This window comes from Paenibacillus solanacearum (assembly GCF_910593845.1).
Taxonomy (GTDB): Bacteria; Bacillota; Bacilli; order Paenibacillales; family NBRC-103111; genus Paenibacillus_G; species Paenibacillus_G solanacearum.
The window spans coordinates 100,883-115,704 of the sequence record NZ_CAJVAS010000001.1; the positions used below are offsets into that span (position 1 = coordinate 100,883).

A 14,822-nucleotide genomic window follows, 5' to 3' on the forward strand; every position below is an offset into this window, starting at 1 on the left:
TTTAAATCCAACGAAGCAGGGGTGTTTGCAAGTGGCAAAAAGCAGTGTGCTGGGGTATCCGAGAATCGGGAGCGAACGCGAGTGGAAGAAAGCGCTGGAGGCGTTCTGGGCAGGCAAGCTGGAGGAAGCGGCATTTCAAAGCCAGCTGAAGGAAATAAGGCTGAGTCATTTGCGCAAGCAGCAGGAGAAGGGCATCGACCTGATTCCGGTCAATGATTTCAGCTGCTACGATCATATATTGGATACGGCGGCCATGTTCGGCATCGTTCCGAAACGGTTCGCTTACGAGGGGGGCGTCGTCCCGCTGCCGGTCTATTACGGAATGGCCCGCGGGACGAAGGACGCCGCCGCCAGCGAAATGACCAAGTGGTTCAACACGAACTATCACTATATTGTCCCGGAGCTGGACGGAGCGGTCCCAACGCTCGCCGAGAATAAACCGCTTCTTGCGTACCGCGAAGCGAAGCAAGCGCTCGGCATCGAAGGCAAGCCGGTCCTTGTCGGGCCGCTGACATTCGTGAAGCTGTCCAAAGGCTACAGCGTGGCGGAAACCGACGCGTGGATCGACCGGTTGATCCCGCTCTACGTGCAAATCCTCCGGGAGCTGGCGCAGGAGGGTGTGCAGTGGGTGCAGATCGACGAGCCGATTCTCGTGACGAAGGTCAGCGCAGACGACATTTCGCGCTTGAAGCGCATCTACGAAACATTCGCAGCTTCCGTGCCCGGCTTGAACTTGATGCTGCAGACGTATTTCGAGGCGGTTGAGCATTACGGCGATATCGTATCGCTTCCCGTGCAGGGCATCGGGCTCGACTTCGTTCACGGCCTTGCCGGCAACCTGGCGGCGATGGAGGCGCACGGCTTCCCGAAGGACAAGGTGCTCGGCGCCGGCATCATCGACGGTCGCGGCATCTGGAAAGCGCCGCTTCGCGACAAGCTGTCGCTGCTGAACAAGCTGGCCGGCTTCGTTCCTTCCGACCGGTTGCTGGTGCAATCGTCGTGCAGCCTGCTTCATGTGCCGGTATCGACCCGGCATGAAACGAAGCTGGCGCCGGAGCTGAAGCATGCGCTCGCGTTTGCGGACGAGAAGCTCGAGGAGCTCGCGCTGCTGGCGCAGGCGGTCGATGGCGGAGAGCGCGCCGTAGCGGACGCGCTGGAGGCATGCGACCGCGCGCTGGAGGGGCTTAGACGGTCGAACGAGCGCAACCGCAGCGACGTCCAGCAAGCCGTAGCCGCGATCAGCGCCACGGACGCGAGCCGCAGCCGGCCGTTCTCCCAGCGTCATAGCGAGCAGCAGAAGCGCTGGCAGCTGCCATTGTTCCCGACGACGACGATCGGCAGCTTCCCGCAGACGGCCGAAGTGCGCAAGGCGCGCCTGCTGTGGCGCAAAGGAGAATGGACCGGCGAGCGCTATGCTGCCTTCATCCGCGAGCAGATCGATACGTGGATCAAGCTGCAGGAAGAAATCGGATTGGACGTGCTTGTACACGGCGAATTCGAGCGGACGGATATGGTCGAGTTTTTCGGCGAGAAGCTGGCGGGCTTTGCGTTTACGCAAAACGGCTGGGTGCAATCGTACGGCTCCCGCTGCGTGAAACCGCCGGTCATCTACGGGGATGTGGCGTTCGAAGGGGCGATGACCGTCGAGGAGACGAAGTATGCGCAGTCGCGGACGACGCGCCCGGTGAAAGGAATGCTGACCGGACCGATCACGATCATGAACTGGTCGTTCGTCCGCGAAGACATTCCGCGCGAGCAGATCGCCTACCAGCTCGCTTACGCGCTCAGACAAGAGGTGGAAGCGCTGGAGCAGGCCGGCATCGGCATGATCCAGGTCGACGAGCCGGCGGTTCGCGAAGGGCTGCCGCTGAAGGAAGCGGAACAGGCCGGCTACCTGGCATGGTCGGTCAAAGCGTTCCGTATCGCAACCTCCACCGTGCAGGATTCCACGCAGATCCATACGCATATGTGCTATTGCGAGTTCCATGACATGATCGATTCGATCGAATCGATGGACGCGGACGTCATCTCCATCGAAACGTCGCGCAGCCACGGCGAGCTGATCCACAGCTTCGAGACGAACACCTACAAGCTGGGTATCGGTCTTGGCGTGTACGACATCCACAGCCCGCGGGTTCCGCGCGTGGAGGAAATGACGGGCATGATCGATCGCGCGCTGCGCGTGCTTGACCCGCAGCTGTTCTGGATCAACCCGGACTGCGGACTGAAAACGCGCGGCTTCGAGGAAACGGTCGCTTCACTCCGCAATATGGTAGAGGCGACGCGGATCGCGCGCGACAAATTCGCGGCGGTGAAAGGATAAAAGGGGGAGTCTTACGCCCGAGTCACCCAAAAGAAGGAATTTAATGCATAATGTGGAATGAAATCATGTGCGTTTCTATTACAAATTCCGGAAATGAGGATGGCCGTGGGAAAAGTGATTGGTTTTGAGTTAAACAGCCAGGATGCGGAAAAAGCTGCACAGTTTTATTCGAATGTATTCGGTTGGAACGTAGCGGAGCCCCGCTGGGGCTACCGCGAGGTTGACACCGGGGGGATCAAAGGCGGCATTTCACAAGGACCGCCTGATTACCCTCACGGTACGCGGCTACAAATTGAAGTCGATTCCATCGATGAAGCGATTTCCAGAGCCAGAGATCATGGTGCTTTGGTGGTGCGCGATAAAATGGAGTTTGACGACTTTTACCTTGCTTATTTGGTCGATCCGACGGGGCTTGGCATGGGTCTAATCGAAAAGAAGTGAAGGTCCGCTCGAATGTAGAACATGAGCAACGTCAGCACGGCAAAAGCATCGGCAGTCCGGGATTGCGCCCGGGCCTGCCGGTGTTTTTTGCGCTTCGGCCCGCGCGCCGGCAGCCAAGCGGGATGTCAGCTCGGCTGCACAAGAACAGCGACCGGCAGCCTTACAGCTTCACTTCCGAGCCGGTGCGGGCGGATTCATAGATCGCGGACAAAATCTTGATCATGTCTACACCCGTTTCCGGCGTATTGACCGGTTCCGCGTGGCCTTGAACGACGTCGACAAAATGATGCAGATGCTTCTCGTGGCCTCCGACGTCCTTGGGCAGACGGGGCGCGATGTCGCACAGTATGCCTTCGATTTCCGAGAACAGCTTCAGCTCGCCTTTCTTGAAGCTCGCGCCCGCTCTGCTCCCCCGAAGCTCGAGAAAGTTCATCTCTTCCTCGATGTTCGAAGCCCAGCTGAACTCGATCTGCAGCGTCGCGCCGTTGTCGAACCGGATGAAGCCGGTCGCCAGATCCTCTACGTCGAACGTGCCGTTCGCCTGGCTTTCGCCGAACTGACTGTGCACCGAGTCCGAAACATTGCTGCCGGCGAACTTGCAATACGTCGCCCCGACGACGGATACCGGTCGGGGATTGCCCATCAGCCATACGGTCAAATCGATGAAGTGGACGCCAAGGTCGATTAGCGGGCCGCCACCGGACAGCTCCTTGGTCGTGAACCAGCCGCCTTTGCCTGGAATGCCGCGCCTGCGGATCCAGCCGCACCGGCCGGTGTATACGTCGCCCATATGGCCGTTTTCGATATACGCTTTCAGAAACTGGGATGCGGGACGAAAACGGTTGTTGCGCATGACCATCAGCGTCTTGCCCGATTGCTTCGCCGCCTCTGCCATTTTTTGCGCTTCCTCGGGGCTCACGGCGTCCGGCTTTTCGCAAAATACGTGCTTTCCGGCCTGCAGGGCGGCGACCGCGATTTCGGAGTGGTACAGGTTCGATGTGCAAATATCGACGATATCGATCTCGTCCATTGCCAGCAGTTCGCGATAATCCGCAAATACATGCTTCACGCCATACTGCTCGGCGAGCGCCTCCGCCTTGTCTTTGGCGACATCGCATAGCGCGAACAGCTCCACCTCGGGATGATCTTTCCAGCCTCGCATATGAACGCCCTTGAATATATTGCCTGTTCCGATGGCGCCCAGCTTCAATCTTTTACCCACGCCGCTTCGCTCCTTTTCCTGTTTCGTTTCGTGCTCATTCCATTGTATTATTCGCGATGCACGGAACATTCCCTTGTCCGGTGATTTGCAATTTGACCTTTTCGGCGTTCGATAAATGGACGGAAAATACGAGCTCGGCGGCAAATGCAAAAAAAACGAAAAATAGTATAAACGGCAATGCAAAAACAAAGATAAAACGTCTAAAGCTTGCGCGCAACGTTCGGGTTACGATGAGGTCAATCGGACGCCAAAGACGAGGTCGAAGTGCACGACGCAGTCCCGCTCGAAACGGAGCAGCGGGTGCGGATCGGCGGGCAAAGCCGCCAAATCCTGTGGATCTAGGGCAACCGCGTGCGGCTGAACAGCGCTGTCGCCGCTGCGGCGCTGCCTGCGGCACTCACGTGGGAAGCGCCGAGCTTTGCGCCGCTCGGCAAACCCGACGAGCTGGCGCCGATCGAGGATACGAGCGAAGGAACGCTGGCCGAGCTGGAGCAGGAGCTGAACAAAGTGAAGCAGGCGCTGCGCGATTACGGCGTACTGTCCACGCCATAAAACAAGGGGAGATTTACAGATGGGAAGCGATAAGTATCCTTTCGGCATTCTGGAATGCCGCCACGGCCATATCGGCATGTTTATTGAAGAAATGCTCGCCCTCGGCCATCCGTGCGTCGGCATATGGGAGCCGGAACAGCCGCAGCTGGCCAAGTCGCTCAGCGCCAAATACGGCGTGCCGCTGCTTGAGGACGAGGCGCTGCTCTGGCAGCCGGAGGTGCGGATTATCGGGACGTCCGCCGTCAATAACCGCAAGATCGGGCTTATCGAAGTGTGCGAGCGGCACGGCAAGCACGTCATGGTCGATAAGCCGGCCGTAACCGACCGCGCGCAGTTGCAGCGCCTGGAAGCGGTCATCGAGCGGGGGCGCATCGAAGTCGGCATGCTGCTCACCGAACGGTTCCGTCCGTCGATCATGAAGCTCAAGAGCGAAATCGCCGCGGGGCGGCTCGGGCGAATCGCAAGCATCACGATGCGCAAGCCGCACCGTCTCGCACCGGTGACGCGCGAAGCCTGGCATTTTCACAAAGAACAGAACGGCGGCATTCTGATCGACCTGTTCATACATGACGTCGACCTCGTCCGGTATTTGACTGGTCAGCCTATTGTCAGCCAGCACAGTGTCATGACGAAGCTCGGTCAGCCGGCGCACCCGGATTTTTATGATACGGCGGGCATGCAGCTGCTGCTGAGCGGAGGCGCCATGGCGCAGCTGTATGCGGATTGGCATACGCCGGATCGGAGCTGGACGTGGGGCGATCTGCGGATATTTGTGACCGGGACGGAAGGGACCGCCGAGCTGCGCTTGAACGGGGATCCGACGGTGTCGAAGGAAGAGCTGTACTTCCAGGTAACGAACGACGCGCCTTTTGCGAGAATGGAGCCAGGCGAGCCGGCGCAGCAGGCGGGCATAGCCGCCGACTTTGTGAAGCGCATTGCCGGAGGGCCTTCCGCGCTGACGCACGAAGATCTGCTTGCGGCAAGCCAAGCCGTTATTCAAGCTGATGAACAAGCCGTATTATACGGCTCGGAGCAATCGCACAAATCGTAACATGGAGGAATCAGAACATGACGGACAACAATAAAACTCGATTCGCCATCGTGGGCTGCGGGGCGATCTCGTCCGCCCATTTTACCGGCGTTGAGCGGGCGGAAGAGGCGGAGCTGACCGCCATATGCGATGCGGACCCAATCAGGGCGGAGCAGTTCGCCCAGCGCTACCGGGTTCGCAAATATACCGACTATGCGAAGCTGCTGGAGGACCCCGACATCGATGTTGTCTGCCTAGCGACGCCGAGCGGCATGCACCCGGAGCAGACGATCATGGCGGCGCAGGCGGGCAAGCATATCGTATGCGAGAAGCCGATCGCTATCCGGCTGGAGCATGTCGAGCAAATGATTGCGGCATGTGCGGAGGCGGGCGTTCAGCTGGCGACGGTGTTCCCGCGAAGGGTATCGCCTGCGGCGGTATTCGTGAAGCGGCTGCTGGACGAAGGCAAGCTCGGCCGGCTGAGCTTATGCTCGGGCTACGTCAAGTTTTACCGCTCCCAAGCGTATTACGACAGCGCGGGCTGGCGCGGGACATGGGCAATGGATGGCGGGGGAGCGATGATGAATCAGGGCATTCATACGATCGACCTGCTGCAGTGGCTGGCCGGACCGGTGCGCTCGCTTGTCGGCTATGCACGTCCCGTGCTGCGCCAAATCGAGGTGGAGGATACGGCCGTCGTCAGCCTGCAGTTCCGAAGCGGCGCGCTCGGCTCCATCGAAGCGACGACGACGGCTCATCGGCAGCCCGATCATCGGATTCTCATTCACGGCGACCGGGGAACGGTCGAGCTGACCGGCGATGAAGTGACGACGCTGGCGATCGACGGAGAGCAGCCGGAAATCCTGCCGTTCGCGCCGTTCCAGGTCGTCCCGGACGGACATGCCGTGCTCATCCGGGATATGGCGCAGGCCATCCGTGACGGCCGGCAGCCGATGATTACGGGAGAGGACGGCCGACATGCGCTGGAGATCATTCTCGGCACCTACGAATCCCAGCGTTCCGGCTTGCCGGTGCATTTCTAACCGTCAGCCGGGAATGTTGCGGCTGAAGCCGCGCGATAGCATTTTCCCATATTCCGACGGCGTCATCCCGGTCGTCTTCTTGAAGTGGCGGGAGAAATAATGGACGCTGCTGTAGCCGAGCAGCTCGGCGATTTCCGTCAGGTTGTATTCTTCTTCGCGGATGAACGTCTTGGCTTTATCGATTTTGACTTTGTTCAAATATTCGATGACGCCGCAGCCGACGCCCGACTTGAACAAGATGCTGAGCTGCGTGCGGCCGACCCCGAATTGGCCGCACAGATGCTCCAGCGTCGGGTTTTGCGCCATGTGGCGCTCCATATAGGTCATCACTTGCTCCAGCATGGAGGCTTGCGGATGGTCGGCAGACGCCGGGGCCGGCGGCACGACCGGCTTGATGTCCGTATGATCGTAGCCTTCGCGGATCAGATGGATAAGCAGGATCTCCAAATAATTCACGAATAATTGTTCGCTTCCGAACGGCGCGTTCGCCCTCGGGTGCAGCCTCGCTTTGCTGCCTTTCGGACCCGGTCCGAAGGCGTTCACGCTTTCCTGCATAATGTACTTCAGCAAAGTTCTCTGCATATCGCTCACATGGAAAAGCTTGGTCGTCTGGAAAAACTGGATCGCCGGCTGCGCGCACTCGAACGTAATGACGAAGACGTTAGGCGCGATCTTTCCGTTGCTCTTCGCGTTATGAAATTCATTCGGCTCGTGAAACAGCAAATCGCCCTGCTTCAAGTGATAATGGCCGCAATCCGTATCGATCAGAATCTCGCCCTTGTCGACGTAGAACAGCTCCCAGAAATCATGCTTTTCGCCGTGATACAAGTAGTTCTTGGCCAGCTCGAAGTAGTAGCACGTAATTAATTTCTCGATCACGATGGACGGAGTAACGGCATAGCGGGGAAAATCCATACATGACCATCCTTTCCATAAAAATATGTATTTCAAGTTCGACAGGAAGACGCTAATTCCTTTGTGGTTCAGTTTTAAAAAATGAAATTTCCATTCGTTCATGAGGGGGAATGAACCGATGCTCAACGTCGGTCTGGTCGGGATCGGCTACATGGGCCGAATGCATTTGCGCAGCTATATCCGTTTGGCACAGGAAGGATATCCGGTCCGCGTCACCGCGATATGTGACAAGGACGTTCAGAAGTTCCAGGGCGTCTTCGCCGAAGAGGGCGTAAAGCTTCCCGGCACCGATATCGATTTCAGCCCGTACCGGCTGTATTCCGATATGGAGGAGATGCTCGAGAAGGAGCGGCTCGATGCGGTTGATCTGACGCTGCCCACATACCTGCATGCGCCCTTGACCGTTGCGGCCTTAGACAAAGGCGTGCATGTACTGTGCGAGAAGCCGATGGCGCAAAATGCGGAGGAAGCAAGGACGATGCTGGAAGCGGCTAACCGATCCGGAGCCAAGCTGATGATCGCGCAGGTGCTGCGTTTCTGGCCGGAATACGAGTATTTGAAGCAAACCGTCGACAGCGGGCGGTACGGGCGCGTCATCTCCGCCTCTTTCTTCCGCGGCGGTCCGCCGACGAAGCATACGCACGACAATTGGATGCTGCGCTCGGCTACGAGCGGCGGCGGACTGCTCGATATGCATATCCACGACATCGATATCGTGTATTGGCTGTTCGGCAAGCCGGAGGCTGTATCGACGCTGTCCGTCGATGTGCTGGATGACAGCTCGTTCGATGCGATGTCCACCAATTATTTGTTTGCGGACGCGAAGGTGGTCAACACGCAGATCGACAGGGTGCTGTGCGGCGAGATCGGATTTCATATGAGCTACCGCGTCAATTTCGAACGGGGAACACTCGTGTACGAGAAAAGACAGCTGAGCGATTATCCGCGGGACGGCAAAGCCTTTGTACCCGAGCTGTCCCAAGATTCAGGATATTACCGTGAAATCCAATATTTCCTGGAGGCTGTGCGGACGGGTGTGCCGGTGGAACGCGCATTGCCGGAGCATACGCTGGATTCGCTGCTTCTCGCGGAAGCTCAGCGACGCTCGGCGCTGCAGCGCGGCGCCGTCGTGGCGATCACGTGAGCAGGCCAACCAATAAATAGAACGAAGTGGGGATGGTTCAGATGGTCTTGGTCAATCAAAAGAGGGCAAGGAATGCCGTATGGTCGGCAGCCGTATCCTTGACACTGCTGTCGGGTTGTGCGGGAGGCGGTACCCCGGCAGCCGAGCCGGGTGCCGGTACGGCGAAAGAGCAAACCCCGAAGACAGATAAACCGGTGGAGCTCGTATTTTATTCGTCCAACGGCGACCCGGCGGAGAGCTTTAACTACCGTTTCGGCGATGCGCTGCGCAAGAAGTTCCCGAATTATACGTTCAAGTATATTCAGAGCACCAAGGGTTCCACGCTGCCCGAGCTGATTACGGCCGGTACGAAGTTCGATATCTTTTTCATATCGACGGGCAACTATGAACAGATGATGCTTGAGAATAACCTGCAGATCGACATGGACCCGCTCGCCAAAAAGCATAACGTCGACTTGTCCCGGCTGGAGCCGACGGTCGTCGAATCGATCCGGCAGTCGTCGGGCGGGAAGCTGTACGGCATCCCGGTGCACACGAACAATATGGTGCTGTACTACAATAAAGCGATTTTCGATAAATTCGGCGTTGCTTATCCGAAAGACGGCATGACGTGGGACGAAACGCTGACGCTGTCCAAGAAGCTGACGATCGTCGACAACGGCGTGCAGTATATGGGCTTCTCGACGTCGCCGAACCATATTTTGCGGATGAACCAGCTGTCGATCCCGAATGTGGACCTGGCGGCCAATGCGCCGGCGATCAATAAGGACGACCGCTGGAAAGCCTTTTTCCAGACCGTGTTCCAGGAGCCTTATCAGGATTTGGGATATCAGAAGCGTATTGCGGAAATGAAGAAAGTGGCCGATTTCAACGTATTCATGAAAGATCAGACGCTGGCGATGTACGCGTATTTGTCCAGCCTCGTCTACGTGCTGCCGGAAGATTTGAAGAAAATGAACTGGGATATGGTAACACTGCCGACGTTCAAGGAGAAGCCGGGCATCGGTTCGCAATCGTACCCGTTCTACTTCGGCATTACGCGGCTGTCGCAAAATCAGGATGAGGCGATGGAAGTGCTGAAGTACATGATTTCCGACGAGTTTCAGACGGAGTTGTCCAAAAAAGGCATTATGCCGGTACTGAAAAACGAGGCCGTTCAAAAACAGCTTGGCCAGGACTCGCCGTTCAAGGATAAAAATTTCAAGGCAGTATTCCTGAACAAGTTCGCTCCGATTCCACCGAAAGCGCTGTACGACGCAAGCCTCGTAACGAATTATGCCAAATACGCAGATCAGTTGATGAAACAGGGCGCTGATATTAACACGGCGCTGCGAAAAGCGGAGGAAGATTCGCTGAAAACGATCGAAACCTACTTGAAGAGCAAATAACGAAGATCATGCCGGCTGCACGGAGCAGCCGGCATTTTTGTTGTACTTTTGTCCGCTGAATCCTCCCATCCGTCAAGCGGCGCAAGAGGAAGCAGTCGCGCTGTCCTTTTCTGTCGATTTCGGCAGAAAACGATGAAACATTTCATATGTTTTCACCGTCTAATAGAATGGAAGAATATGCCGATCGCAAAACTTATAGGAACGGAGAACGCAAGAAAACAGCGTGTGCGGGGGAGGTACGGCGAATTTGGCGAACAGATTATGCGGACCAACAAGGAATTCGCATATGCGCATCGAATTAGTTTAAGAGAAACATGAAGCGGCGTGCTTTGACAAATTTCGCCCGGCGGCCGGACCCCGCGTTTGACCTCGTCCATGCGGCGGATCGCCGCAGCCGGTTCCCGGCAAGAGGACGCGAAATTCGGCGCGCGACGCTCTACGCACCATGCGAAGTCACCGCAGGGGAGCGGACAGGTTGAGCGCAGCGCGCCGTATAAATAGCAAGAGCCGTCCTGCTGAACAGCAGAAAGGCTCTTGTATAATAAAATAAGTTATGGTAGAATTTTTAAACGCACATATTTTTTAGCTAGTCATCTCATATGATATCATGTCAGTGAATATTTGTCAAGGGGAAATCAGGTTGTCATCAGAACAAACAGTGATTGCCGCTCATTGTTTACAAATAAAAGGGGGTTGCTACGGTGAATGATCAAGAACACGATAAGCTTCACACCCAGGATGATCTGATTTTGCCGCCGGGGATCGCAACGAACGATCCCGTTCGTATGTACTTGAAGGAAATCGGGCGCGTCCAGCTGCTTACCGCCGAAGACGAGATCGATTTGGCGAAGCGGATCGCGGAAGGGGACGAGGAGGCGAAGCGCAGACTGGCCGAAGCCAATTTGCGGCTTGTCGTCAGCATCGCCAGAAGGTATGTCGGACGCGGCATGCTGTTCCTGGATCTGATTCAGGAGGGCAATATGGGGCTGATCAAGGCCGCGGAGAAATTCGACCATACGAAGGGCTTCAAATTCAGCACCTATGCAACCTGGTGGATACGTCAGGCAATCACCCGCGCCATCGCCGACCAGGCGAGAACGATCCGGATTCCCGTACATATGGTGGAAACCATCAACAAGTTCGTACGGGTTACCCGGCAGCTGGTGCAGGAGCTTGGACGTGAGCCGTCGCTTGAGGAAATCGCCAAGGAGATGGAGCTCAGTCAGGATAAAGTAAGGGAGATTATGAAAATCGCGCAGGAGCCTGTATCGCTTGAGACGCCGATCGGCGAGGAGAACGATTCGAATTTGGGCGATTTTATCGAGGATCACGAAGCGCTGGCTCCGGCGGACGCCGCGGCTTACGAGATGCTCAAGGAGCAGATTGAAGACGTGCTCGATACGCTGACGGAGCGGGAAGAGAACGTGCTGCGTCTGCGCTTCGGGTTGGACGACGGCCGGACCCGCACGCTGGAAGAGGTAGGCAAAGTATTCGGCGTAACCCGCGAACGGATCCGCCAGATCGAGGCGAAGGCGCTGCGCAAGCTGCGGCATCCGAGCCGGAGCAAGCGGCTGAAAGATTTTATGGATTAAAATCGGTGCCGGCAGCGAAAGTACCTGGACGCGGCGAATAAATTAATTGGGATTGTCGTGACAGGAGCACAGGCGAAATGCCCCATCCGCCATATGCTATCTTATAAGGATGGTGGAGGTGAGCATAATGAGCTGTGTAGGTGGTTACGGTTTTACAAGCACAGGTGTTATCCTTGTACTTTTTATCCTTTTGGTTATTGTTTCCCAAGCATGGTTGGTGTAAGTTGAGACGATGACGCGTATAGTCCCCTGGCCGGCAGGCTTAGGGGATTTTATGCTGTAGTGGAAGGGGGCGGCCATAGCCGCCCCCTTTTGCACTGCCGTTATGATTTGAACACGAGGATGAGTGCGATAAGTATAATGACAATAAGCACAATCCAGACGGTGATCCGGACCGCATTCCGCCGTCTGCCGCCGCCATCCCCCGCATGATCTTCTTCCGAACCGTTGTTCACCGTACCGCAATATTTGCAAATAAAAGCGTTGTCGTCAAGCTTTTGATTACAATTCGAACAAAATTTTCCCTCCATCTTGCTTCACCCGCAATCTGATGAGATTTTTGTTAATTTGTAAATCATTTGTAAATGGTTATGTGGAATTGCCCAGGTTATTAATCCCGCTTTGAGATCGGACAACGAGTCTAGCATCGAATCTCCGTATAAAATTTAGGTTTCCTAACTAATTCGGGGAATGTGATGCAATCGTGGTTTTTTTATCGAACAGAAGCGAACAGACGCCCGTCATTTCGGTGTTACATGCGCCGATACTGTCTTTATATGTGCGATAAATGCTGTTGTAATTGACAACTAATTGATTGATTTTCTAATATGAAACTAGACCTCATGAAGATTTTGTAAACCGCAACGGGCCGTTCGGCCAATCTCCCGCTTGCGCACCCAGAACAGTCATCCCCCGTTCAGTTCTTCCGGCATTCGTTCGTAATTCTTCCGGTGTGTTCCGATGTTCCGCTTGTTCCTGTTTGACCAACGGCATATCTGTTATCTCCGATTCGGAGTGCGATGGGCCTTCACATATATACATTTCTATTAAAGAAGGGTGTATGGTATATGGCGAAAAAAAGCTCCTACTTGCTGCTTGCAAGCATGCTCTCAACCGTTGCGCTTTCCGGCTGCGGCGGACAAGGAAACGAAGGAAAGGGGACCGCGCAGGACGTCCAGGACAAGAAAAAAGAACCGTACACGATGACCATCTTTACCAGAGGCGTGTCCGCGGATGAATTCGACGACAGGTTCAGGAAGGCGATCGAGAAGAAGTTCCCGCACATCACATTCAAGTACATTATGGCGGGAACGGGAACGCAAATTACCGATCTTGTGTCCCAGGGCACGATTCCCGACATTATGCGCATTGACGTCCCGTCCATGAACACGGAGTATATCGACGTGGGCCTCGCTTACGGGCTGGGCGATCTGATCAAGAAGTACAACTACAACCTGAAACGGTTTAATTCGGTGTTCATCGATGAGATGATCAGCGCTGGCCGAACAGGAGAGCTGTACGGCTTGCCGGTGCCGCCGTATTTTCCGATGGCGCTGTATTACAATAAGGAGCTGTTCGACCGGTTCGGGGTGCCGTACCCGAAAGACGGCATGACATGGGATGAAGTGTACGAGATCGCCAAGAAGATGACCCGCGTCGACGGCGAGGTGTATCGCGGCTTCAGTTCAAGCACCAACGCGATGCTGCGCGACAATCCGTTCTCGCTGCCGATTCTGGACCCGGCCGCGGATAAGCTGGCCGACCCTGGGAAGTGGACCCAGATTTTCAACAACTACTTGCGGTTTTACCAAATTCCGAACAATGTCATGGAGAAAACGGCGACGCTGGAAGGCAATGCGTTCGGCAAAGGCAAAGTCGCGATGATGGCCGGCCAGCAAAATATTTATTTCATCATCCCGCCGGAAGTCAACTGGGATATGGTCGCTTATCCTACGATAACCGGCGCGCCCAAGCTGATGGGACAGCGCGGCCCGGCTTACTGGTCGATTACGAAGCAGAGCCAGCACAAGGAAGAAGCGTTCGAGGTCATTATGGAGATGCTGTCCGATGAAATTCAAATGGAGGACTCCAAGAAAGGAATCGCCACGACGCTGGTCAACCCGGATATCAAGAAAATGCTTGGAAAAAGCCACCCCGTCTTCAGCACGAAAAACATGAATGCGGTTAACTTCTACGAGCCGACGTCTCCGACGCCGAAGCGCAAGCCGGAACTTGTCGATATTCCGGGCCGTACGCAGGAAGCGGCGATTTTGGAGGCTTTCACGAGTGTGGTTACGAATCAGGCGGACGTGAACAGCGCTTTGAGAATGGCGGAAGAGAAGCTGAAAAAAGCGATCGATGCCGAGAAGGCTGCGAAGAAATAATCGGCGTGTCGAGGCACACCAGCCTGCTGCTCCGAACGAGGCGGTGCTGTACCGCTGACGTCATGCAGCCGCTAAGGACGGAAAGCGCTGTCATTGACACACGCATGGCATATGGAATATGCGTTTAGACAGGGTGACGCCGCGAACCGGCGTCACCCTTTATTTGTAAATGGGAATTGACGGAAGCGGAAAGGATCATTTACAATATATTTTGACGACTAATTAAAAAAGGGGGAGAAAATGGATATTCATCGTATCCAATCGTTGGAGCTGGTATTTCATAGAGTAGCGAAGATGCACGGCCATGCCCTGCATGCGCTGCTGTCGGGCAAAGAGGTATACCCCGGGCAGCCGCCGCTGCTGAAAGCGCTCGTGGAGCGGGACGGGCAAAGCCAGAAGGAGTTGGCGGAGCGAATGAACATTACGCCGGCGACGCTGACGGTTATGCTTGGTCGTATGGAGAAGACGGGCATGGTTGTGCGCAGACCGGATGAAGCGGACCAGCGGGTGTCCCGGGTGTTCATCACGGAGAAAGGCCGGCTGGCGTTCGGCAGCCTGGAGGAAACGCAGAAGCTGATGGAGGCCGCCTGCTTTGCCCAGTTTACGCCCGAGGAGCAGATCATCTTCCGGCGTTTGCTGCTGCAAATGCACGAGAATCTCAAGCAGGCCGATTTCAGGCAGGAGGAACGCGAAGTGGCTCGCGATGAACCGAGAGGGCATGGGCGGAAGCACGGGAAGCATGGAGACCATCCGAAACGGCATCGGCCGCGCATATGATTAGCTGACTA

13 protein-coding genes and 1 pseudogene are annotated in these 14,822 nt (G+C 56.0%); 11 read left to right on the forward strand and 3 right to left on the reverse strand.

The window, feature by feature from the left end; all coding sequences use genetic code 11:
• The first annotated feature begins 31 nt into the window (after nt 1-31).
• Both metE and KXG62_RS00370 read left to right on the forward strand, forming a co-directional pair.
• Nucleotides 32-2,323 (forward strand): 5-methyltetrahydropteroyltriglutamate--homocysteine S-methyltransferase, encoded by a 2,292-nt coding sequence (gene metE, locus KXG62_RS00365; RefSeq protein WP_218089915.1) that lies wholly within the window; start codon nt 32-34, stop codon nt 2,321-2,323.
• A gap of 105 nt (nt 2,324-2,428) precedes the next feature.
• Nucleotides 2,429-2,764, forward strand: a complete 336-nt coding sequence (locus KXG62_RS00370) for a VOC family protein (protein ID WP_218089916.1) — start codon at nt 2,429-2,431, stop codon at nt 2,762-2,764.
• 160 nt (nt 2,765-2,924) lie between these two features.
• Here KXG62_RS00370 and KXG62_RS00375 read toward each other — a convergent pair whose 3' ends face one another.
• Entirely contained in the window at nt 2,925-3,986 is a 1,062-nt protein-coding gene (locus tag KXG62_RS00375; protein WP_218089917.1) for a Gfo/Idh/MocA family protein, read from the reverse strand.
• 351 nt (nt 3,987-4,337) lie between these two features.
• Between KXG62_RS00375 and KXG62_RS00380 the strand changes: the two genes are divergently transcribed.
• The 3 genes from KXG62_RS00380 to KXG62_RS00390 are packed head-to-tail and all read left to right on the forward strand — an operon-like array spanning nt 4,338 to nt 6,611.
• Nucleotides 4,338-4,538 (forward strand): hypothetical protein, encoded by a 201-nt coding sequence (locus KXG62_RS00380; RefSeq protein ID WP_218089918.1) that lies wholly within the window; start codon nt 4,338-4,340, stop codon nt 4,536-4,538.
• Between the two features lie 19 nt (nt 4,539-4,557).
• Entirely contained in the window at nt 4,558-5,589 is a 1,032-nt protein-coding gene (locus KXG62_RS00385) for a Gfo/Idh/MocA family protein (RefSeq protein WP_218089919.1), read from the forward strand.
• A 17-nt stretch (nt 5,590-5,606) separates the two neighbouring features.
• Nucleotides 5,607-6,611, forward strand: a complete 1,005-nt coding sequence (locus KXG62_RS00390; protein WP_218089920.1) for a Gfo/Idh/MocA family protein — start codon at nt 5,607-5,609, stop codon at nt 6,609-6,611.
• Nucleotides 6,612-6,614: 3 nt separating this feature from the next.
• Here KXG62_RS00390 and KXG62_RS00395 read toward each other — a convergent pair whose 3' ends face one another.
• On the reverse strand, nt 6,615-7,526 hold the full coding sequence (locus KXG62_RS00395; protein WP_218089921.1) for an AraC family transcriptional regulator: 912 nt from the start codon (nt 7,524-7,526) through the stop codon (nt 6,615-6,617).
• 118 nt (nt 7,527-7,644) lie between these two features.
• On the opposite strand from KXG62_RS00395, the gene KXG62_RS00400 reads away from it, so the two are divergent.
• The 4 genes and pseudogenes from KXG62_RS00400 to KXG62_RS33970 all read left to right on the forward strand — a co-directional run bounded on the left by KXG62_RS00400 (nt 7,645) and on the right by KXG62_RS33970 (nt 11,873).
• Nucleotides 7,645-8,670: a Gfo/Idh/MocA family protein gene (locus KXG62_RS00400; protein ID WP_218089922.1), complete on the forward strand. Its 1,026-nt coding sequence runs from the start codon at nt 7,645-7,647 to the stop codon at nt 8,668-8,670.
• 41 nt (nt 8,671-8,711) lie between these two features.
• A complete protein-coding gene (locus tag KXG62_RS00405; protein WP_218089923.1) occupies nt 8,712-10,058 on the forward strand; it encodes an ABC transporter substrate-binding protein in 1,347 nt (448 codons plus the stop codon).
• A gap of 713 nt (nt 10,059-10,771) precedes the next feature.
• Nucleotides 10,772-11,650 (forward strand): annotated as a pseudogene (gene rpoD, locus KXG62_RS00410) (RNA polymerase sigma factor RpoD); the annotation flags it as partial.
• Between the two features lie 127 nt (nt 11,651-11,777).
• Nucleotides 11,778-11,873 (forward strand): YjcZ family sporulation protein, encoded by a 96-nt coding sequence (locus tag KXG62_RS33970; RefSeq protein WP_246627231.1) that lies wholly within the window; start codon nt 11,778-11,780, stop codon nt 11,871-11,873.
• A 100-nt stretch (nt 11,874-11,973) separates the two neighbouring features.
• Here the strand turns inward: KXG62_RS33970 and KXG62_RS00415 are convergent, their stop codons facing one another.
• On the reverse strand, nt 11,974-12,180 hold the full coding sequence (locus KXG62_RS00415; protein ID WP_218089924.1) for a hypothetical protein: 207 nt from the start codon (nt 12,178-12,180) through the stop codon (nt 11,974-11,976).
• Between the two features lie 537 nt (nt 12,181-12,717).
• Between KXG62_RS00415 and KXG62_RS00420 the strand changes: the two genes are divergently transcribed.
• Both KXG62_RS00420 and KXG62_RS00425 read left to right on the forward strand, forming a co-directional pair.
• Nucleotides 12,718-14,034 (forward strand): ABC transporter substrate-binding protein, encoded by a 1,317-nt coding sequence (locus tag KXG62_RS00420; RefSeq protein ID WP_218089925.1) that lies wholly within the window; start codon nt 12,718-12,720, stop codon nt 14,032-14,034.
• Nucleotides 14,035-14,274: 240 nt separating this feature from the next.
• Entirely contained in the window at nt 14,275-14,811 is a 537-nt protein-coding gene (locus KXG62_RS00425; protein ID WP_218089926.1) for a MarR family winged helix-turn-helix transcriptional regulator, read from the forward strand.
• Nucleotides 14,812-14,822 lie beyond the last annotated feature (11 nt).